Source organism: Actinoplanes sp. NPDC026619 (assembly GCF_040638295.1).
Classification (GTDB): domain Bacteria; phylum Actinomycetota; class Actinomycetes; order Mycobacteriales; family Micromonosporaceae; genus Actinoplanes.
On the sequence record NZ_JBEZYA010000008.1, the window covers coordinates 59338 to 78785 of the forward strand.

At 72.0% G+C, this 19448-nt stretch carries 19 protein-coding genes; 5 read left to right on the plus strand and 14 right to left on the minus strand.

The features are described 5' to 3' along the window. Positions 1-31: 31 nt before the first annotated feature. Genes AB0E90_RS19035 through AB0E90_RS19045 form a run of 3 tightly spaced genes read left to right on the plus strand, consistent with a single transcriptional unit; the run spans position 32 to position 3310 of the window. Positions 32-847, plus strand: a complete 816-nt coding sequence (locus AB0E90_RS19035) for an ATP-binding cassette domain-containing protein (RefSeq protein ID WP_360406757.1) — start codon at positions 32-34, stop codon at positions 845-847. Further along, positions 844-2097: an ABC transporter permease gene (locus AB0E90_RS19040; protein ID WP_360406760.1), complete on the plus strand. Its 1254-nt coding sequence runs from the start codon at positions 844-846 to the stop codon at positions 2095-2097. Before AB0E90_RS19035 ends, AB0E90_RS19040 begins: the two co-directional genes overlap by 4 nt. A gap of 34 nt (positions 2098-2131) precedes the next feature. Beyond that, on the plus strand, positions 2132-3310 hold the full coding sequence (locus AB0E90_RS19045) for an ROK family transcriptional regulator (RefSeq protein WP_360407554.1): 1179 nt from the start codon (positions 2132-2134) through the stop codon (positions 3308-3310). Here AB0E90_RS19045 and AB0E90_RS19050 read toward each other — a convergent pair. The 13 genes from AB0E90_RS19050 to AB0E90_RS19110 form a co-directional block, all read right to left on the minus strand. Next, on the minus strand, positions 3303-3848 hold the full coding sequence (locus AB0E90_RS19050; protein WP_360406763.1) for an NUDIX domain-containing protein: 546 nt from the start codon (positions 3846-3848) through the stop codon (positions 3303-3305). The two genes, AB0E90_RS19045 and AB0E90_RS19050, sit on opposite strands and share 8 nt — an antisense overlap. A gap of 41 nt (positions 3849-3889) precedes the next feature. Then, positions 3890-5656 carry an ABC transporter ATP-binding protein gene (locus AB0E90_RS19055; RefSeq protein WP_360406766.1) on the minus strand — a complete coding sequence of 589 codons (1767 nt, stop codon included), beginning with the start codon at positions 5654-5656 and terminating at the stop codon, positions 3890-3892. Continuing rightward, positions 5653-7344 (minus strand): ABC transporter ATP-binding protein, encoded by a 1692-nt coding sequence (locus tag AB0E90_RS19060; RefSeq protein WP_360406769.1) that lies wholly within the window; start codon positions 7342-7344, stop codon positions 5653-5655. The genes AB0E90_RS19055 and AB0E90_RS19060 overlap by 4 nt, the downstream gene beginning before the upstream one ends. A 60-nt stretch (positions 7345-7404) precedes the next feature. Then, positions 7405-7659: a hypothetical protein gene (locus AB0E90_RS19065; protein ID WP_360406772.1), complete on the minus strand. Its 255-nt coding sequence runs from the start codon at positions 7657-7659 to the stop codon at positions 7405-7407. A gap of 9 nt (positions 7660-7668) precedes the next feature. Further along, complete coding sequence (tsaD, locus tag AB0E90_RS19070) at positions 7669-8721, minus strand: tRNA (adenosine(37)-N6)-threonylcarbamoyltransferase complex transferase subunit TsaD (protein ID WP_360406775.1); 1053 nt, start codon at positions 8719-8721, stop codon at positions 7669-7671. Further along, on the minus strand, positions 8714-9148 hold the full coding sequence (gene rimI / locus AB0E90_RS19075) for a ribosomal protein S18-alanine N-acetyltransferase (RefSeq protein WP_360406778.1): 435 nt from the start codon (positions 9146-9148) through the stop codon (positions 8714-8716). The genes tsaD and rimI overlap by 8 nt, the downstream gene beginning before the upstream one ends. Further along, complete coding sequence (gene tsaB / locus AB0E90_RS19080; protein WP_360406781.1) at positions 9148-9804, minus strand: tRNA (adenosine(37)-N6)-threonylcarbamoyltransferase complex dimerization subunit type 1 TsaB; 657 nt, start codon at positions 9802-9804, stop codon at positions 9148-9150. Before tsaB ends, rimI begins: the two co-directional genes overlap by 1 nt. Before the next feature lie 9 nt (positions 9805-9813). Then, entirely contained in the window at positions 9814-10488 is a 675-nt protein-coding gene (gene ung / locus AB0E90_RS19085; protein ID WP_360406784.1) for a uracil-DNA glycosylase, read from the minus strand. Beyond that, on the minus strand, positions 10485-10943 hold the full coding sequence (gene tsaE / locus AB0E90_RS19090; protein WP_360406787.1) for a tRNA (adenosine(37)-N6)-threonylcarbamoyltransferase complex ATPase subunit type 1 TsaE: 459 nt from the start codon (positions 10941-10943) through the stop codon (positions 10485-10487). The genes ung and tsaE overlap by 4 nt, the downstream gene beginning before the upstream one ends. After that, a complete protein-coding gene (locus AB0E90_RS19095; RefSeq protein WP_360406790.1) occupies positions 10940-12010 on the minus strand; it encodes an alpha/beta hydrolase in 1071 nt (356 codons plus the stop codon). The genes tsaE and AB0E90_RS19095 overlap by 4 nt, the downstream gene beginning before the upstream one ends. Next, on the minus strand, positions 12007-13134 hold the full coding sequence (alr, locus tag AB0E90_RS19100) for an alanine racemase (protein ID WP_360406793.1): 1128 nt from the start codon (positions 13132-13134) through the stop codon (positions 12007-12009). Before alr ends, AB0E90_RS19095 begins: the two co-directional genes overlap by 4 nt. Before the next feature lie 42 nt (positions 13135-13176). Beyond that, positions 13177-14625, minus strand: a complete 1449-nt coding sequence (locus tag AB0E90_RS19105) for an NAD(P)H-hydrate dehydratase (RefSeq protein ID WP_360406796.1) — start codon at positions 14623-14625, stop codon at positions 13177-13179. A gap of 169 nt (positions 14626-14794) precedes the next feature. Beyond that, entirely contained in the window at positions 14795-15163 is a 369-nt protein-coding gene (locus AB0E90_RS19110; protein WP_360406799.1) for a holo-ACP synthase, read from the minus strand. A 211-nt stretch (positions 15164-15374) separates the two neighbouring features. Here AB0E90_RS19110 and AB0E90_RS19115 point away from each other — a divergent pair, with 211 nt between their 5' ends. Then, positions 15375-15662: a hypothetical protein gene (locus AB0E90_RS19115; protein WP_360406802.1), complete on the plus strand. Its 288-nt coding sequence runs from the start codon at positions 15375-15377 to the stop codon at positions 15660-15662. After that, positions 15659-17227, plus strand: a complete 1569-nt coding sequence (locus AB0E90_RS19120; RefSeq protein ID WP_360406805.1) for an alpha/beta hydrolase — start codon at positions 15659-15661, stop codon at positions 17225-17227. Before AB0E90_RS19115 ends, AB0E90_RS19120 begins: the two co-directional genes overlap by 4 nt. 213 nt (positions 17228-17440) lie before the next feature. On the opposite strand, the gene glmS is transcribed toward AB0E90_RS19120, so the two are convergent. Next, the gene (gene glmS / locus AB0E90_RS19125) at positions 17441-19324 is read right to left on the minus strand and encodes a glutamine--fructose-6-phosphate transaminase (isomerizing) (RefSeq protein ID WP_360406808.1); all 1884 of its coding nucleotides are present in this window, start codon (positions 19322-19324) and stop codon (positions 17441-17443) included. Positions 19325-19448: the final 124 nt, after the last annotated feature.

Below are 19448 nucleotides of genomic sequence, written 5' to 3' on the forward strand. Positions count from 1 at the left end.
AACCCCGGTCACTATGCGAAGGAGAACCACCGTGGCCGCCACACCCCTCCTGGAACTAAGCGGGATCGACAAGAGCTTCGGTCCCGTTCAGGTCCTGCACGACGTCGGCCTGAGCGTCTACCCGGGCGAGGTCACCGCGCTCGTCGGTGACAACGGCGCCGGCAAGTCGACGCTGGTCAAATGCGTCAGCGGCATCTACACCATCGACTCGGGCACGGTCAGTTTCGCTGGCAACCCGGTGGCGATCCACAGTCCCCGCGACGCCTCCGCCCTCGGCATCGAGGTCGTCTATCAGGACCTCGCGCTCTGCGACAACCTGGACATCGTCCAGAACATGTTCCTCGGCCGGGAGAAGAAGCGCGGCATCGTGCTCGACGAGCCGACCATGGAGCAGATGGCCGGCGACACCCTCGCCAGCCTGTCCGTCCGCACCGTGAAGTCGCTCCGCCAGCTCGTGGCCAGCCTCTCCGGTGGTCAGCGGCAGACCGTCGCGATCGCCAAGGCAGTGCTGTGGAACTCGAAGGTCGTGATCCTCGACGAGCCGACCGCCGCCCTCGGTGTCGCGCAGACCGCCCAGGTTCTGGAGCTGGTGCGCCGCCTCGCGGACAACGGCCTCGGCGTCGTGCTGATCTCGCACAACATGAACGACGTGTTCGCGGTGTCGGACCGGATCGCGGCGCTCTACCTCGGCCGGATGGCCGCCCAGGTCAAGACCACCGATGTGACCCACTCCCAGATCGTGGAGCTGATCACCGCCGGCCGTAGCGGCAACATCGGCCTGCCTCCCGAGAAGCCCTCCGACTTCAGCGGCGACATCGTCGACATCACGCCGGGAGGCGACAAGTGACCACCACTACGACCACGGCCGGCGACATCAAGGTTGTCAAGCCGACTGTCGGTAGCCACATCAACGACTACTGGGGCCGCGTACGCGGTGGTGACCTCGGCAGTCTCCCGGCCGTCCTCGGCCTGGTCATCCTGTGCCTGATCTTCGGCATCGCCCGCGACACGTTCTTCGGCTCGCTGAACTTCGCGAACCTGTTCTCGCAGGGCGCTCAGTACATCTTCATCGCGATGGGCCTCGTCTTCGTCCTGCTGCTGGGTGAGATCGACCTGTCCGCCGGTTTCGCCTCCGGCGTCTGTGGCGCGATCATGGCGATCCTGCTGACCAACCACGGCTGGGACTGGTACACCGCGATCCCGGCGGCGATGCTCACCGGCATCGTGATCGGCTTCGTGCTCGGCTTCATGGTGGCGAAATTCGGCATCCCGTCCTTCGTCGTCACCCTGGCCGCGTTCCTCGCCTTCCAGGGCATCCTGCTGAAGCTGCTCGGCGGCGGCAAGAACATCTCGATCACCGACACGTTCGTGCTGAAGCTGGCCAACAGCAACCTGTCGGTCGGGCTGAGCTGGGTCTTCGCCATCGTCGCGGTGGTCCTGTTCGCCGTGGTGCAGCTCAACAACGTACGCACCCGCCTGGCCCGCAAACTGGTCACCGACCCGATCGGCATCGTCGCGATGCGGATCGGCGCCCTCGCGATCATCGTGCTGGTGGCGACCGCGATCCTGACCCAGGAGCGCAGCATCAACCCGGTGATCAACTCGGTGAAGGGCGTGCCGATCGTCGCCCCGATCATCGCGGTGTTCCTGGTCATCTGGACCTTCGTACTCGGCAAGACCACCTACGGCCGGCACCTGTACGCGGTCGGTGGCAACACCGAGGCCGCCCGCCGGGCCGGTATCCCGGTCGACCGGATCCGCATCTCGGTCTTCGTAATCGGCTCGTTCATGGCCTCCATCGGCGGCATCCTCGCCGTCAGCCGGGCCAACTCGGTCGACCCGAACACCGGTGGCAGCAACATCCTGCTTTACTCGGTCGGCGCGGCCGTCATCGGCGGCACCAGCCTCTTCGGCGGTAAGGGCAAGGCCATCAACGCCGTCGTCGGTGGCGCCGTGATCACGGTCATCGACAACGGCATGGGCCTGATGGGGTACTCGGCCGGCACGAAGTACATGGTCACCGGTCTGATTCTGCTGGTCGCCGCGAGCGTCGACGCACTGGCGCGGCGCAGAGCCGCATCAACCGGAAACCGATGAGAAGGATCCTGGGAACGGGGGCGGCACGCTGATGATGCGGGCCGGCCCCAGCCAGGAAGAGGTTCGCCGGCACAACCTAGGGACCCTGCTGCGGTACGTGCACGTACACGGCGCGACCTCCCGGGCGGAACTCACGACCCGGCTCGGCCTCAACCGGAGCACCATTGGGGCCCTCACCGCCGAGCTGACCACCGCAGGGCTGGTCAGCGAGGCGGCACCACGTGAGACCGGCCGGGCCGGACGACCTTCGCTGGTCGTCCGGCCCGAGTCGTCCACGGTCTACGCGTACGCGTTGAGCATCGAGGTGGACCGGCTGCGCGCGGCCCGGGTCGGCCTCGGCGGGCGCATCCTGGACCGGCGGGAGACCGACCGGCCGCGCGGCATGCAGGTGCTCGACGCGGTGGAGCCGCTCTCCGAGTTCGTTCGCGAGATGCGCCAGGAGCTGCCCCCCGGCGCCCGCTACGTCGGCACCGGGGTGGCGGTGGCCGGCATGGTGCGGCGCGACGACGGCATGGTGCGGCTGGCGCCGACGATCGGGTGGACCGAGGAGCCGGTGGGCGCGGCACTGCGCGCCGAGCTGGGCGACGGCCAGCTGACGGTGGGCAATCATGCGGACGTCTCGGCGCTGGTCGAGCACGCCCGCGGCGCCGCCAAGGGCTGCGACAACGTCATCTACCTGTACGGCGACGTCGGGGTCGGGGCCGGCATCATCGCTGACGGCCGCCGGGTCTCCGGCCACGGCGGGTACGGCGGCGAGGTCGGCCATATGGTCGTCAACCCCTACGGCCGCGAGTGCAGCTGCGGCTCGCGTGGCTGCTGGGAAACCGAGATCGGCGAGTACGCCCTGCTCAAGCACGCCGGTCGGACCGACGACACCGGGCGCGAGGCGGTGCTCGGTGTGGTCGACGCGGCCATGCGCGGCGACAGCCAGGCCCAGTTCGCGGTGCGCCAGGTCGGCGAGTGGATCGGCTTCGGCGTCGGCAACCTGGTCAACATCTTCAACCCCGAAGCGGTCATCTTCGGCGGCACCCTGCGCGACGTCTACCTGGTGGCGGCGGCCCAGATCCGCAGCCGACTGAACGCGATCGCCCTCCCCGCGTGCCGCGAACACATCCGCCTGCGCACCCCGGAGCTGGGTTACGACGCGGCCCTGATCGGCGCGGCCGAGCTGGCCTTCGAACACCTCCTCGAAGACCCGCTGCTGCTTACCTGACCGTCACGGCCACCGACAGCACCAACTGTGCCGACGGCGCACAGCCGATGGTGCCGTCCAGCGCGGCGGCAATCGCCCGGGACAGCGGAACCGCGAACGCGACCAGGTCGGCCTCGGACTCGTCCAACTCCGTCACGCCGTCCACACGCAGATCGCGGGCGATGAACAGGTGGGTGCGCGACCCGGTCAGACCCGGCATCGGCCAGACCTCGCCGACCCGCTCCAGCGTGCCGGTCGCGCCGACCTCCTCACGGAGCTCACGCGCCGCCGCCGCTTCCGGCGCCTCGTCCCGGCCGACTCCGCCGCCGGGGAGCTGCCACATGCCGGGCCGGTCCGGCAGGTAGTGGTGCTGCTGCACCACGTAGATCTCGCCGTCGCTGGTCAGCGCGGCCACCCGGACCAGGTCGGGGGCGTCCACCCAGGCGTAGTCGATGTCGGCTCCGCCGGGCGTGGCGACCCGGTCGTTGCGCACCCGGAAGAACGGGCCACCCCAGACTTCCTCGGTGCTGTACCGCGTCCAGGGACCTCGCTGCTCCATCCGCGCACGGTACCCCGTTTCACGCTCCATGATCACCCCGCTCACCGCTCCATGATCGCCTCGCTATGCGCCCGCTCACCGTGCCACGACCGCCACAGCGCGGCGTATGACCCATCGGCCGCGACCAGTTCGTCGTGCGAGCCCAGCTCGGTGATCCGCCCGTCCTCGACCACCGCAACCCGGTCCGCGTCGTGCGCCGAGAACAGGCGGTGAGCGATCGCCACCACCGTGCGGCCATGCAGCACCGCGGCCAGCGACCGCTCCAGATCGCGGGCCGCGCGCGGGTCGAGCAGCGACGTCGCCTCGTCCAGCACCAGCGTGTGCGGATCGGCCAGCACCAGCCGGGCCAGTGCGATCTGCTGCGCCTGCGCCGCCGACAGCGGGTGCCCGCCCGCACCGACCTCGGTGGCCAGCCCGCCGGGCAGCGCCAGCGCCCAGTCCAGCGCGTTCACCGCGGCCAGCGCCTCCCGCACGGCCGGCTCGCCGGCGCCGGGCCGGACCATGGCGACGTTGTCCCACACCGAGCCGATGAACACGTGGTGTTCCTGACTGACCAGCGCCACCTCGGAGCGCAGCCGGTCGAGCGGCAGGTCGCCGAGCGGCGCCCCGCCGACCGTGATCGTGCCGGCGGTGGCCTGGTGCACCCCGGCCAGCAGCCGGCCGAGCGTCGACTTGCCGGCCCCGGAGGGCCCGACGATGGCGAGCCGCTCCCCCGGCGTCAGCGTGAGGTCGATGCCGTGCAGCACCTCGCGCCCGGCCACGTAGGCGAAACGCACCCCGCGCACCTCGATCCCGGTGCCGACCGGCTCCGGCCCCACCTTGATCTCCGGGCCACCCTCGGCCACTCCGAGCAGGCGGGCCAGCGACGCAGCGCCCACCTGCAACTCGTCGAGCCAGCTGAGCAGCCGGTCGACCGGGTCGATCAGCATCTGCGCGTAGACCACCGCCGCGGTGAGCTGGCCGAGCGTGACCGTGCCGTGCAGATAGAACAGGCCGCCGACCAGCAGCGTCGCCACCACCGGCAGCACGTAACCGACCTCGACGATCGGGAACCACACCGTCCGCAGGAACAGCGTGTATCTCTCGGCCAGCCAGGTGCGGTGCAGGTCGGTATCGGTGCGCTCGATGCGCTGCCGCTCCCGGTGCAGGGCGTCGACCGTCCGGGCGCCCTCCACCGTCTCGGCCAGGCCGTCGGTGACCGCGGAATAGGTGGCGTTCTGTTTCAGGTAGGCCGCGGGCGCACGTTTCAGATACCACCTGGTGCCGACGACCAGGATCGGCACGGCCACCAGCAGCGGCAACGCGAGCGGCGGGGAGACCGCGACCATCGCGGCCACCACGAGCGCGCCCAGGATCACTGCGATCATCGTCTCCGGCACGGCGAGCCGGACGCACCTCGACAGCGCGTCCACGTCCCGCGTCGTGCGGGTCAGCAGGTCACCGCTCCCGGCCCGCTCCACCGTGGACAGCGGCAGGGCCAGCACCCGCTCGATGAACTCCTCCCGCAGGTCGGCCAGCACGCGCTCGCCCAGCCGGGCGGAGGCGAGATGCGCGAAGCGCGTCAGGACCGCCTGGATCACCACGAACCCGGCGATCAGCGCCGCGAGCCGGTCGATCGTCCGGACCGCCCCACCGTGCTGGATGGACTCGACGAGCTCGCCGAGCAGGCGCGGCCCGACCAGCCCGGCGACCGCCGCGAGCACGTGCAACCCGACCATGACGACGAGCGCCCGCGGGTTGCGCCGGAACAGGTCACGGGCGTATCTCCGCACCTGGCCGATGTCGGCGACGGGCAGCAACGCGGTCATGACGCATCCTCCCGCAGCACTGTCCAGGCATATCGCGGCTCGGCGGTGAGCAGTTCGTGATGGCTGCCCTCGGCGACCAAACGACCCTCCTCGACATAACAGACCCGGTCGGTGCGGTCGAGCACGAGCGGGCTGGATGTGCAGATCACCGTGGTGCGGCCGGCCCGCGCGGCGATCAGCCGGCCGGCGATGCGCGCCTCGGTGTGCGCGTCGACCGCGCTGGTCGGCTCGACCAGGATCAGCGTCTCCGGGTCGGCGACCAGCGCACGGGCGAGACGCAGCCGCTGCTGCTGGCCGCCGGAGAAGGTGCGGCCCCGCTCGGCCACCTCGCTGTCGAGCCCCTCCGGCAGCGCCTCGACGATGTCGGTGGCCGCCGCGGCGTGCAGGGCCGCGGGAAGACGCCCGGTGTCGTGCGGATCGAGATCGGCACGCAGCGGCCCGGTGAACAGCCGCGCGTCGTTGTCCGCCACCAGGATCCGGTCGCGCACCACCGACAGCGCGAACTCGTCGAGCGGCTGATCATCAACGACACCGCCCTCGGTGTAACGCCCCAGCCGGTCGGCGATCAGCGCGGCGTCGGCCGGGAGCGCCGCCACGATCGCGGTCATCTGGCCGGGCCGGACGACCACGCCCGACTCCGGGTCGGCCAGCTCGCCGGTCAGCCGCTCGGCAGGCCGGGGCGTGGCCGGGTCGGGCAGATCGGTCGTCGCCCCCATCAGCCCCACCACCCGCCGGCTGGCCACGTGCCCGCGGGTGAGCTTGTCGAGCGCCTCGGTCAACTGGCGCAGCGGCGCGACCAGGAAAGCGGCGTAGGCGTAGAAGGAGACCAGCTGCCCCACCGTGATGTGCCCGCGCAGCGCGAACCGCGCGCCCAGCCAGGTGACCAGCACCAGGAAGATCCCCGGCAGCAGCACCTGGGCCGCCTCCAGCAGCGACTCCACCCCGGCCGTGCGCACGCCGGCCGCCCGCAGCGCCTGCGACTGCGCCCGGTAACGCTCGGCGATCACCGCCTCGCCGCCGACGCCCCGCAGCACCCGCAGGCCGCCCACCAGATCGGTGGCCCGGCTGGTGAGCCGGCCCTGCTGCTCGCGGGTCTGCTGCTGGCGGTGGTGCAGCGGCTTGATCAGCAGACCCACCACCGCCATCAGGACCGGAACCCCGAGCACCACCACGAGCCCGAGCGGCACCGAGGTGGTGAGCAGGATGACCGTCACGGTGACCACCGCGATCAGCGAGCCGGTGCCGCGGGCCGTGATGTCGATGGCCGCGCCGACCGCCCGGATGTCGGCCGTGCCGATCGCGACCACCTCACCGGTGTCGATCCGGCGCGACAGCACCGAACCGAGCCGGCCGGCCTGCCGCACGGTGGTCTGCACGGTCGCGAACATCGCGCTCAGGAAGTTGACCAGCGCGAACCGGTGCCGGCTGACCCCGAAGAAGGCCTGCCCGGCGCCGACCGCGAACAGCACCAGCGACCAGGTCAGCAGGCCGTCGCGGTCGTGCCGGACGGCGGCGTCGATCGCCTTGCCGACGATGGCCGGCACCACGGCCTGGCAGAGCATCCAGAGAATCGCCATCCCGATCGCCGGGAACACGGTGCGCCGGAACCGCCAGGTCAGCCAGCCCAGGTAGTGGGTGGCGGACCGGCCGTCAGGAGTGCCGAGATCGGCGACGGGTAGCTGTCTCATCGAGGCCCGACGTTACGGGCCGGGTGCGACAGTTCGCGACGCAGTTTCCCAGCGGCTCTCTCAGCGGTCGACCGGGCTGAAGTCCCACACGTGCGGGGCGCGGGCGACCAGCTTGGCGGGCGGCGCCGGCATGGCTTCCGGGCTGTTGCGCCACTTGGTGATCACGACGATGCGGTTGTCGGTGGACGAGTACACATCGCTCGCAACGTGTTGCGGCAGCACCTCCAGCCGCGGCACAGCCACGTCGCAGACCCAGGTCAGGAGCTCGTCGAAGCCGCTGGCGAGGGCCCGAACCTCCCACATCCGTGCGATCATGTGCACTGCCTACCCCGTCACGCTGACCGTGGTCAATGACATTGCCGAATCGGCAGGCAGATCGAGACGACTCGGCGCCACACCGGCCGCGACCAATCTGGAGCCGAGCGCCGCGACCATCGCCCCGTTGTCCGTGCACAGTGCGGGGCGCGGAACGCGTACGCGAATGCCGTGTTTTGCCGCTCTTTGCTCGGCCAGAATCCGCAGCCGCGAGTTGGCGGCGACGCCGCCGCCGATCACCAGGGTCTCCACGCCGTTGGTGCGGCAGGCGTCGATCGCTTTCGCGGTGAGCACGTCGCAGACCGCCTCCTGGAAGCTGGCCGACACGTCGGCGACCGGCACCGGCTCACCGTCCCGCTCGCGCGCCTCCACCCACCGGGCCACCGCCGTCTTCAGGCCCGAGAAGGAGAAGTCGAAACGGTGCGTGGCCTGGTCCTTCGGCGAGGTCAGGCCGCGCGGGAAGGCGATCGCGCCCGGATCGCCGTCGCGGGCCCGCCGGTCGATGATCGGGCCGCCCGGGAAGCCCAGCCCGAGCAGCCGGGCCACCTTGTCGAACGCTTCGCCGGCCGCGTCGTCGATGGTGGCGCCGAGCGGCGTCACCCCGTGGGCCAGGTCGTCGACCAGCAGCAACGACGAGTGTCCACCCGAGACCAGCATCGCGATCGCCGGCTCCGGCAGCGGACCGTGCTCCAGGGTGTCCACCGCCACGTGCGCGGCCAGATGGTTGACGCCGTAGAGCGGCTTCTCCGCGGCCAGCGCATAACCCTTGGCCGCGGCCACTCCGACCAGCAGCGCGCCCGCCAGACCCGGCCCGCTGGTCACCGCGATCGCGTCGATGTCGGCGATGGTGACGCCGGCCTCGTCGAGCGCGCGCTGCATGGTCGGCACGATCGCCTCGAGGTGGGCGCGGCTGGCGACCTCGGGCACCACCCCGCCGAACCGGGCGTGCTGCTCCATACTGGACGCCAGCGCGTCGGCGAGCAGCGTGTGCCCGCGCACGATGCCGACCCCGGTCTCGTCGCAGGAGGTCTCGATCCCGAGGACCAGTGGCTCGTCAGACATCACGCATCATCACCAGAGCGTCGGTGTTGCTGGGTTGGTAGTAGCCACGCCGGATCCCGACCGGCTCGAAACCGTACGTCGCGTACAGATGCTGGGCCGGCGCGTTGTCGACCGCGACCTCCAGCAGCGTCTGCTTGATGCCCCGCCGCTCGGCCTCGCCGAGCAGCGATTCCAGCAGCTCGCGGCCGATTCCGCGGCGCTGGGCGGTGCGGCGCACCGCGATGTTCTGCACCCAGGCCTCGCCGTCGTTCACCGCGAGCCCGGCGTAGCCGGCGAGTTCGTCCTGATCCACCGCGACCACGTAGAAATTGCGCTGGGCGAGCTCGTTCCAGAACATCGCCGGCGACCACTTCTCCGCGCCGAACAGGTCTTCCTCGATGGTCAGCACGTCGGCGATGTGCCACCACCGGAAGCGCTCGATCTGCATCAGGTCAGCACCGGCTTGCGCCCGGCCGGCTCGACGGCGTCCGGCCGGCGCAGGTAGAGCGGCGTGAGCGGCTCGCTCGGCGCGCCGTCACGGATCCGGTCGGCGGCCAGCGCCACCAGCGCAGCTCCGGGCGGATAGAGCAAATGCTCCTCCACCGGTACGCCGAAAACATCGCCATATTTCAGGCCACCCTCGCCGACGACCCGATCGAACTCGCCGGTCACCTCGGCCGGCTTGGCGACTTCAGGGCCGCTTTGCCGGACTCCGTCGGCATAAGTCGCGAAATAGACCTCTTTGCGGCGGGCATCCGTCGCCACCAGCACCCGGCCCGGCCCGGCCGCCCGGCCGAGCCCGTCGAGCGAGCACACGCCGTAAACCGGGATGCCGAGCACGTGCCCCATGCTCGCCGCCGTGACCAGGCCAACCCGCAGACCGGTATATGGCCCCGGCCCGACCCCGGCCACGATCGCGCCCAGATCAGCCGGCCGCACCCCGGCCTCGGCCAGCGCCGCCGCGATCTCCGGCGCCAGCTTCTCACCGTGCGCGCGGGGGTCGACGGTCCGCCGCTCGGCGATGCCGGACAGGCCGTCGGCGGTGACCTCCACCAGCGCGGCGGTGGAGGCGGGCGTAGCCGTATCGAGAGCTAGAACGAGCACCAGCCGACCCTAACGCGGGTCCCAGTCGACCAGCGGGCGGCCACCGTCGGCGAGGGCCTTGTTAGCCGCGCTGAACGGGCGGGCGCCCCGGAACCCCTCCCGGTTGAGCGGGCTCGGGTGGCCGGCCTCCAGCACGACGTGCGCCGGGTTGGTGACCAGCACCGCCTTCTTCTTCGCGTACCCACCCCAGAGCAGGAAGACGATCCGCTCGTCGCGTGCGTTCAGCGCCCGGATGGTCGCGTCGGTGAACGCCTCCCAGCCCTTGCCGGCGTGCGACGCGGCCGCACCGGCCCGGACCGTGAGCACCGCGTTGAGCAGCAGAACGCCCCGCTCGGCCCAGTTGGTGAGGTCACCCGAGACGGGCGGGGCGATGTTGACGTCCTCGGCCAGCTCCTTGAAGACGTTGCGCAGCGACGGCGGGATCCGCACCCCCTCGCGCACGCTGAAGCTGAGCCCGTGCGCCTGGCCCGGCCCGTGGTACGGGTCCTGGCCCAGGATCAGCACCCGGGTCTGACCCGGCGAGCACAGCCGGTAGGCCGCGAACAGGTCCTCGATCGGCGGGTAGACGGTCTGCGCGGCGTACTCGCCGGCCACGAACGTGCCGAGGGCGGCCGTCGCCCCGGCGTCGAGGAACGGCTCCAGCTCGGCACGCCACTGGGCCGGGAGGAGCTCGAGCAGGTTCACGGGGTCTCCCAATCACGCAATCGGGTGGTCCAGTCGCCGCCGTGCGGCACGAGCTCCACCACCCGGGTGTCGTCGTCCAGCCGGTCGATGCGGACCTGCAGGTATTCGTCGTTGAGCTGTTCGACCAGGCCGGCGCCCCACTCGACGACAGTGACCGCGTCGTCCGCCGAGGCATCCAGATCGAGGTCGTCGATCTCGGCGCGCGGGTCCGGCTTGTCACCGAGACGATAGGCGTCGGCGTGCACGAGCGGGGTGCGGCCCCGGTGCACCCGGGCGATCACGAAGGTCGGCGAGGTGATCGCGTCGGTCACCCCGAGGCCGGCGCCGATGCCCTGCACCAGCGCGGTCTTGCCGGCTCCGAGCGGCCCGGTGAGCAGCACCAGGTCGCCGGCGCGCAGGAGGCCGGCGAGGCGGCGCCCGAAAGCCTGGGTGTCCTCGACGGTGGCCAGCTTCACGAGATCTTCTCCACGAAGGGACCCAGCGCGGCGTTGACCTCGTCGGCCTTCTCCAGCATCACCACGTGTCCGCTGTCCGCCACCGTCACCAGCTTCGCGTCGGGCAGGTATTTCACGATCTCCTCGGAGTGGGCTCGCGGGGTCAGGTAATCCCGGTCGCCGACGATCACCAGCACCGGCACCCCGCGCAGCGCGGCCAGCGCCGGGAAGCGGTTGTGGTTGTAGAGCGTGTTCAGATATTTCGTCAGCGTCTCGACCGAGGTCTTGGAGTTCATCCCCTCCACGAACGAGACCAACGACGGGCTCGGCTTCGCGTCGCCGAAGCCGTACCGCCGGGTGAGGAGCCAGGCCAGGTCGCTCGATGTGTGCCGGGCCCGCTCGATGGCGCCGCCGCCGAGGTGGGCGGCCCGGTCCCAGAGCGGGAAGAACGGCGCGCTGGCCCGTGCCACCAGCGACGGCACGGCCAGCTTGGCCCGGTCGATGGTCCGTGCCGAGGTGGAGATCAGCGCCACGCCGGTGACCCGGGCGCCGAACCACTCCGGGTACTGCTCGGCGAACGCCATGATCGTCATGCCGCCCATCGAGTGCCCGACCAGGATGATGTGCCCCTCCGGCACGGTGGCGTCGAGCACCGCGGCCAGTGACTTGCCGAGACCGGCGATGTCGTAGTTGCCGGACTTCAGCTTGCTGGACCGGCCGTGGCCGGGCTGGTCGTAGAAGACAAGCCGGTGGTCACCGCGCTCGGTGAACAGCTTGCGCTGGAAGTAGAACGTGCCCATGTCCAGCGCGAAGCCATGCACGAAGACGATCGTCGGCTTGCCGGTGTCCCGGCGGGGCTCGACCACCTCGACGTGCAGATCGGTGCCGTCGGCCGCGGTGACGGTGAGCTCGGCGTCGAACGGCTGGTCGGCGAAGCTCTCCTCGGCGTACCGGTCGCCGGGCGCGTTGACCGAGCGGCGGACCAGCGCCCGCTCGACCGCGAACGCGGTGGCCAGCCCGGCCGCGACCACACCGACCGCGGCCCCGGCGATGCCGAGCTGCTTGGCCCGGGGTCTGCGGGGGCTCACGCCGGCACCCCGGCCGTGCCGTCGTAGACCCGGGGCACCCGAGGGCTGCCGAACCGGGTCACTATCTCGTAGTTGATCGTGCCGGCCACCTCGGCCCAGTCGTCGGCGGTCGGCCCGCCGTCGTCCCCCGGGCCGAACAGGGTGGCCACGTCGCCCGCCGCCACCTCATCGTCGCCGACGTCGAGCACGATCTGGTCCATGCACACCCGGCCGGCCACCGTGCGCCGTTTCCCGCCCAACTCCACCGGCCCGGCGTTCGACGCGGCGCGCGGCACCCCGTCGGCATAGCCGAGCGGCACCAGCGCGAGCGTCGTTTCCCGCTCGGTGACGTAGGTGAGCCCGTAGGAGACGCCCTGCCCGGCCGGAACCCGCTTCGTCTGCGCCACCCGGGCCCGCGCGGTCATGGCCGGCCGCAGCCCGAACGTCTCCCCCTCGATCGGCGACAGCCCGTAGACCGCAATGCCCGGCCGAACCAGGTCGTAGTGAGCATCCGGCCTGGTCAAGGTGGCCGCCGAGTTGGCGATGTGCCGATAACGCGGGGTGATGCCGAACCGCTCGGCGACCGCGAGGCCGTCCGCGAACGCGGCCAGCTGCCGATCGATCGACTCATGGCCGAGCATGTCCGCACAGGCGAAGTGGCTCCACACCCCGACCAGCTCGAAATCGCCGTCGGCCTGCGCCTTCGCCGCCGCTTCCAGGACCGCCGGCCAGTCGGCCGGCGACACGCCACCGCGTGCCAGGCCGGTGTCGAGCTTCAGGTGTACGCGTGCGGTCCGCTCCGCCCGGCGCGCGGCCGTCACCAGTTCCTCGACGACGCCCAGGCTGCTCGCGCTGAGGTCGATGCCGGCCTCGACACCCTCGTGCAGCGCCAGGCCGGGCGAATGCAGCCAGGCCAGCACGGGCGCCTCGATGCCGCCCCGGCGCAGGGCCAGCCCCTCGTCGAGGGTGGCCACCCCGAGCCACGTCGCCCCGCCGGCCAGCGCCGCCCGCGCCGACGGCAGCATGCCGTGCCCGTAACCGTCGCCCTTGACCACCGCCATCACCTCGGCGCTGGTTCCGGCGCGCATCAGCGCCACGTTGTCCCGGATCGCGTCCAGATCGACCCGGACCTCGGCCTGCCACATGGTTCCCAGCCTACTTATCGTCTGTTACCGCAGCATCGCCTGTCACAGCAGCTCAGCCAGAACCGGGCGAAGTGCGGCGGCCACGTCGGGTGAGGTCACCGGCCCGGACTGGGCCGCTCGCCGGCCGGCTAACCCGTGCACATAGGCGGCCGCGACCGCCGCCCGCTGCGGCGGCAACCCGGCGGCCAGCAGCGAGCCGAGCAGCCCGGCAAGCACGTCGCCACTTCCCGCGGTGGCCAGCACCGACGTGCCGGTCGGGTTGGCCCACACCTCGCCGCCCGGCGTCGCCACGATCGTCCGGTCGCCCTTGAGCAGCACCACCGCGTTCGTCCAGGCGGCCAGCTTGCAGGCGGCGCCGGCCCGGTCGGCCCCGGGCATCTCGCCGGCCAGCCGCTTGAACTCGCCGTCGTGCGGCGTGATCACCAGCGGGGCGTCCCGTTTCAGGTCCTCGGCGTGCGAGCCGTCGACGAGCAGGGTCAGCGCGTCGGCGTCGAGCACCACCGGCAACGAGGAGGCCAGCACGCTGCGCAGGCTCCGGCGGGCCTCGTCGTCGGTGCCGAGGCCGGACCCGCACAGCCAGGCCTGCACCCGCCCCGCGTCGCCCGGCCGGGGCGCGGCCACCACCGACGGATGCGCCCGCACCACCTCCTCGTGGGCACTGCCGGCATAACGCACCATGCCGGCCGGGCCGGCCAGCGCACCGCTCACCGAGAGCAGCGCGGCCCCCGGGTACTGCGCGGAACCGGTCGCGATGCCGACCACGCCGCGGGTGTACTTGTCGGAGGCCGGCCCCGGCTGCGGCCACCACCCGGCGATGTCGGCCGCGTCGGGCACGCGCACCGCCGGATCGGCCCGCAGCACCGGCCCGAGCCCGATGTCGACCAGCTCGACCTGACCGCAGCGCACCGCGGCCGGCCCGAGCACGTGCGCCGGCTTGAGGCAGCCGAAGGTGACCGTCACGTCGGCCGTGACCGCCTCGCCCGGCACGTCGCCGGTGTCGACCGCGACCCCGCTCGGCACGTCCACCGCGACCACCGGCGCCCGCCGGCCGGTCCGCCCGCGCAGGTCACCCAGCCGGGCGACGAATTCGGTGGCCGGCGAGCGCAGGCCGCCGCTCGCGCCGATGCCCACGATGCCGTCGAGCACCAGATCGGCCCCGGGCGGCAGGTCCTTCACCGAGCGGCCGCCGGCCGATCGCAGCGCCGCCAGCCCGGCCAGATGCACCCGCTCGGGCCGCAGCAGGAGCGCCCGCACCTGGGCGCCGCGCCGGGCCAGCGCCGCACCGGCGTAGAGCGTGTCACCGCCGTTGTCCCCGCTGCCCACCAGCAGCAGCACCCGGGCGCCGTAGACACCGCCGCTATCCTCGAGCAGCAGCACGCAGCGCCGAGCCAGACCGGCCGCGGCCCGCTGCATCAGCGTGCCTTCCGGCAAGGTCGCCATCAGCTTCTTCTCGGCCGCGCGCACATCCGCGACCCGCCATGCCTGCCGCATCAACCCTCCACCGTCTTTGGCCTCGGTTTCCTGCTGGCCAGGTCTCCGCTTTCTGCTGGCCAGGTCTCCGCTTTCTGCTGGTCAGGTCTCCACTTTCGGCTGGTCAGGTCTCCACTTTCGGCTGGTCAGGTCTCCACTTTCGGCTGGTCAGGTCTCCACTTTCGGCTGGTCAGGTCTCCGCGACCACCATCGCCGAGGCGATCCCGCCATCGTGTGAGAGCGAGAGATGCCACCGGTTGACACCCCGCTCGGTGGCGGCGGCGGCGACCGTACCGGAAACGGTCAACCAGGGCCGGCCGTCCGGGTCGGAGACGATCTCGCAGTCGTGCCAGCGCAGGCCGGCCGGAGCGCCGAGCGCCTTGGCCACCGCCTCCTTGGCCGCGAACCGGGCGGCGAGAGACTCCGGTGAACGCGGATTGCCGGAGCCGCTGAGCCGCTCGCCCTCGGTGAAGAGCCGATCCGCGAGCAGCGGAGTTCGGTCGAGGGCCCGGGCGAAGCGTTCCACCAGGACGACATCGATGCCGACAGCCACGATCACCGCCCAACCCTATCGGTAGCCGATCAGCCGTGCTGCGGCCTAACGCACGGCCGATCGGTTGTGCAAGGCCTGTGGACAACCCTCGGGTACGCACCTATCCGGCCGTCCACAACCGCACCCACCGACCGCCCGCGGCCCATAACGTCGGCGCATCCCCGGGGTCTCGCCCACCTGGCCGAGACCCCACCATCGCCCCGCATGGAGGTTGCCGATGAACCCCGACTTCGAGGTCGACGCCGACGAGCTGCGCCGAGCCGCCTCCGCTCTGGCCGACACCGCGGCCCGGGTGACCGCCGGGGCGTCGGAGACGCCCACGATCCCGCGGGTCCCTCGCTGGTTGACGACCGACGCGGCGAGCCTGGCGGCCGAGGCCGCCCGACGACAACTCGTCCTGCTCGGCGGCGACATCGGCGAGACCGCCCGGCGGATCAGACAGGCCACCGAGGCGTACGAGGAGGCCGACGCCCGCGCCGCCGCCCGCCTGCGGTCGGCCCGATGACCACCGCGGTCTACGCCCGGCTCCGCGTCACCGAGCCCACCCGCTGGCGAGCGGCGGCCCTGTCCTGGCGGCGCTGGGCCGCCCTGGCCGGCCGCCTCGCCGCCGACCTCGCCACGGGTCTGGCCCGCATCGCCGCGGTCTGGTCCGGCGCCGCGGCTTCGGCCGCCCTGGCCAGCGCGGCCGCGCTGCGCCGCCGCCTGGTGCTGTTCCGCGTGCTCTGCTGGCAGGCCGACCAGGCAACGAGCGAGTTCGCCTCGGCACTGGAGCGGGCAAAGCGGTTACTGGCCCGGGCCGCCGCCCGCGGTGTCACCATCGAGGACGACGGCAGTGTCCACTCACCCACCGGTTCCATACCGCCTATCCCCTCCGCAGCCGCCGGCGCGGCGCTGACCGCGGCAGCATCGGAGGTGGCTGCCGCGCTCGCGGTGGCGGCGCAGGCCGACGATCGGGCGGCCGCCCGGCTGGAGCGCATCGCGGCCGCGACCCACCAGGCCGCGACACCGCCGCCCGACCGGCCCGCGTGCACCGCATCGCCCGCCGAGGTTCGGCGCTGGTGGGCCGGTCTGACCACGGCCGAGCGACAGTGGCTGCTTGCCACCGAGCCGTCCTGGCTCGCCCCGCTCGACGGCATCCCGGCCGCCGACCGCGACGCCGCCAACCGCCTGCTGCTGGACGACCGGCGGGCCGAGGTCGACCGGGCGCTGACCACTGCCACCGGCGGCGAACGCGATCGGCTGCGGGAGATCCGGCACGGGCTCGGCGCGCTGGCCGACCGGCTGGCCGACGAGGAGGGCCCGAGGGCGTACCTGTTGCGGCTCGACCTGAGCGAGGAGGGCCGCACGGTGGTGGCGCTCGGCGACCCCGACCAGGCCGCCAACGTGGTCACCCACGTGCCCGGCATGACCGCCGACCTGGCCTCCTTCACCGGCGAGCTGTCCCGGGCCGCCCGGGTGGCCGAGCGGGCCACCGAGCTGTCGCCGGCGGCGTCGACGAGCGCCGTGCTGTGGCTCGACTACGACGCACCCGACTTCGTCGGCGAGGCTGCCTCGGCCCGCCGGGCGGAGGCGGGCGCACCAGCGCTGCGCCGCTTCCTGGAGGGCATCCGCGCCACTCAGGACGACACGTCGGCCCGCCACACGCTGATCGGGCACAGCTACGGCTCGCTGGTCGTGGGCAAGGCGGCAACCGGAGCCGGCCTGGCCGCCGACGAGGTGGTGTTCGTGGGCTCCCCCGGCGTGGGCGTCGATTCGGCCGGTGATCTCGCGGTCCCGGCCGGCCACGTCTGGTCGTCGACCTCACACAGCGACGTCATCCAATACGCGGCGCCTTCGCCCGGCTCACTGCTCCGCAAGCTGGAGCTGGCCGGCGCCGTCCCGGTGATCGGCCCGGCCCTGGCCTTCGGCAGCCCCAGCCGCGACCTCTGGTTCGGCCACAACCCGAGCGACCCGGCGTTCGGCGCCCACCAGTTCCCGAGCAGCGTGAACGCCGGCCACCTGGGCTATTGGGATGCCGGCGGCCCATCGCTGGACGCTCTGGCGTCCATCACCCTGGGCACGGCCCGATGATCCCGCCCGCGCTCAGCACGCCGGTCAGGGCGGAGAAGCCCATTTCCCGGCAAGCAGCGACGCCTGCACCGCACCCCGGCCGTCGGCTGCCGGCGCGGCCCGGAGCGAGACCGCCGCCAATATCGGGAGCGGCGGGGCCGCCGGGCGGGCGGGGCGAGTGGACAGCCGGGCGGGGGCCGCCCGCCCGGGCACGGGCGGGCGGGCCGCCGGGAGCTATTCGACGGTGACCGACTTCGCCAGGTTCCGGGGCTGGTCGACGTCGAGGCCGCGGGCCGCGGCGATCTCGCAGGCGAGGATCTGCAGTGGGACCGTGGTCATCAGTGGCGCCAGCAGCGTCGGCGTGGCCGGCACCACGATCAGGTGGTCGGCGTAGGCACGGACGCTCTCGTCGCCCTCCTCGGCGATCACGATGGTGCGGGCGCCGCGGGCGCGGACCTCCTGGATGTTGGAGACCACCTTGTCGCGCAGGACGCCGCGGCCGGCCGGTGACGGCACCACGCAGACGACCGGGGTGCCCTCGTCGATCAGCGAGATCGGGCCGTGCTTGAGCTCGCCCGCGGCGAAGCCCTCGGCATGCATGTAGGCGAGCTCCTTCAGCTTCAGCGCGCCCTCGAGCGCCACCGGGAAGCCGACGTGCCGGCCGATGAAGAGCACGGTCGAGGCCGTTTTGAGGTCGCGGGCCAGCGCCCGGACGTCCTCCATCCGGCCGAGCAGCTCGCGCAGGCTGTCCGGCGTGCTCTGGAGCTTCTCCACCACGGCCGCGACCTCGTCGGCATACATCACGCCGCGGATCTGGGCCAGGTGCAGGCCGATCAGGTAGCAGGCGACCAGCTGGGTGAGGAAGGCCTTGGTGGACGCCACCGCGATCTCCGGGCCGCCGTGCGTGTAGAGCACCGCGTCGGACTCGCGCGGGATGGTCGAGCCGTTCGTGTTGCAGATGGCGAGCACCCGGGCCTTCTGCTCCTTGGCGTGCCGCACCGCCATCAGCGTGTCCATGGTCTCGCCGGACTGGCTGATCGTGATCACCAGCGTGGAACGGTCCAGGATCGGGTCGCGGTAGCGGAACTCGCTGGCCAGCTCGACCTCGCAGGGGATGCGGGTCCAGTGCTCGATGGCGTACTTGGCGACCATCCCGGCGTGGTAGGAGGTGCCGCAGGCCACGATGAAGACCTTGTCGATGTCGCGTAGGTCCTGGTCGGTGAGCCGCACCTCGTCCAGGACGATCTCGCCGCGGTCGGAGAGCCGGCCGAGCAGGGTGTCGGCGATCGCCTGCGGCTGCTCGGCGATCTCCTTGAGCATGAAGTAGTCGTAGCCGCCCTTCTCGGCGGCCTTCGCGTCCCAGTCGATGTGGAACTCGTTGCCCTCGGCGATCTCGCCGTCGAAGCCGGTGATCTCGATGCCGGCCGGGGTGATCAGCACGACCTGGTCCTGGCCGAGCTCGATCGCCTCCCGGGTGTGCTCGATGAACGCGGAGACGTCGCTGGCCAGGAAGTTCTCGCCCTGACCGCGGCCGACCACCAGCGGCGAGTTGCGCCGGGCGGCAACCACCGCGTCCGGCACGTCGACGTCGATGGCCAGCAGGGTGAACGCGCCCTCGAGCCGGCGGACGGTGCGGCGCATCGCCTCGGCCAGCAGCTGCGGGCCGGAAAGACCGCCGGAGTCGCGCAGCGCGCGCATCTCGCCGGCGAGCAGGTGGGCCGCGCACTCGGTGTCGGTGTCGCTGGCGAACTCGATGCCGGTCGCCTCGAGCTCGGCGCGCAGCCGGGAGAAGTTCTCGATGATGCCGTTGTGGATGACGGCGACCCGCCCGTCGGCGGAGAGGTGCGGGTGGGCGTTGCGGTCGGTCGGGCCGCCGTGCGTGGCCCACCGGGTGTGCCCGATCGCGGTGTTGCCGGAGGCGATGTTGTCGCCGGTCCGCTCGGCCAGCGCCTTTTCCAGGTTGGCGAGCTTTCCTGCCTTCTTCTCGGTCAGGACGATGCCGTCGTCGACGACGGCGACCCCGGCGGAGTCATACCCGCGGTATTCCAGCCGGCGTAGTCCGTCGATAACGATGCTGAGCGCCGGACGACTTCCGACGTAACCCACGATGCCACACATGGGGGGCAGCGTAACCGACGACCGCTCACGCCGCATGCTCGGGAAGTACCCTTTCGAGCATCCGATTTGCTCGAAAGGGTGTTGTCGAATTGGCCGATCGGCCGGTACCGGAGCTTGCCCGCTG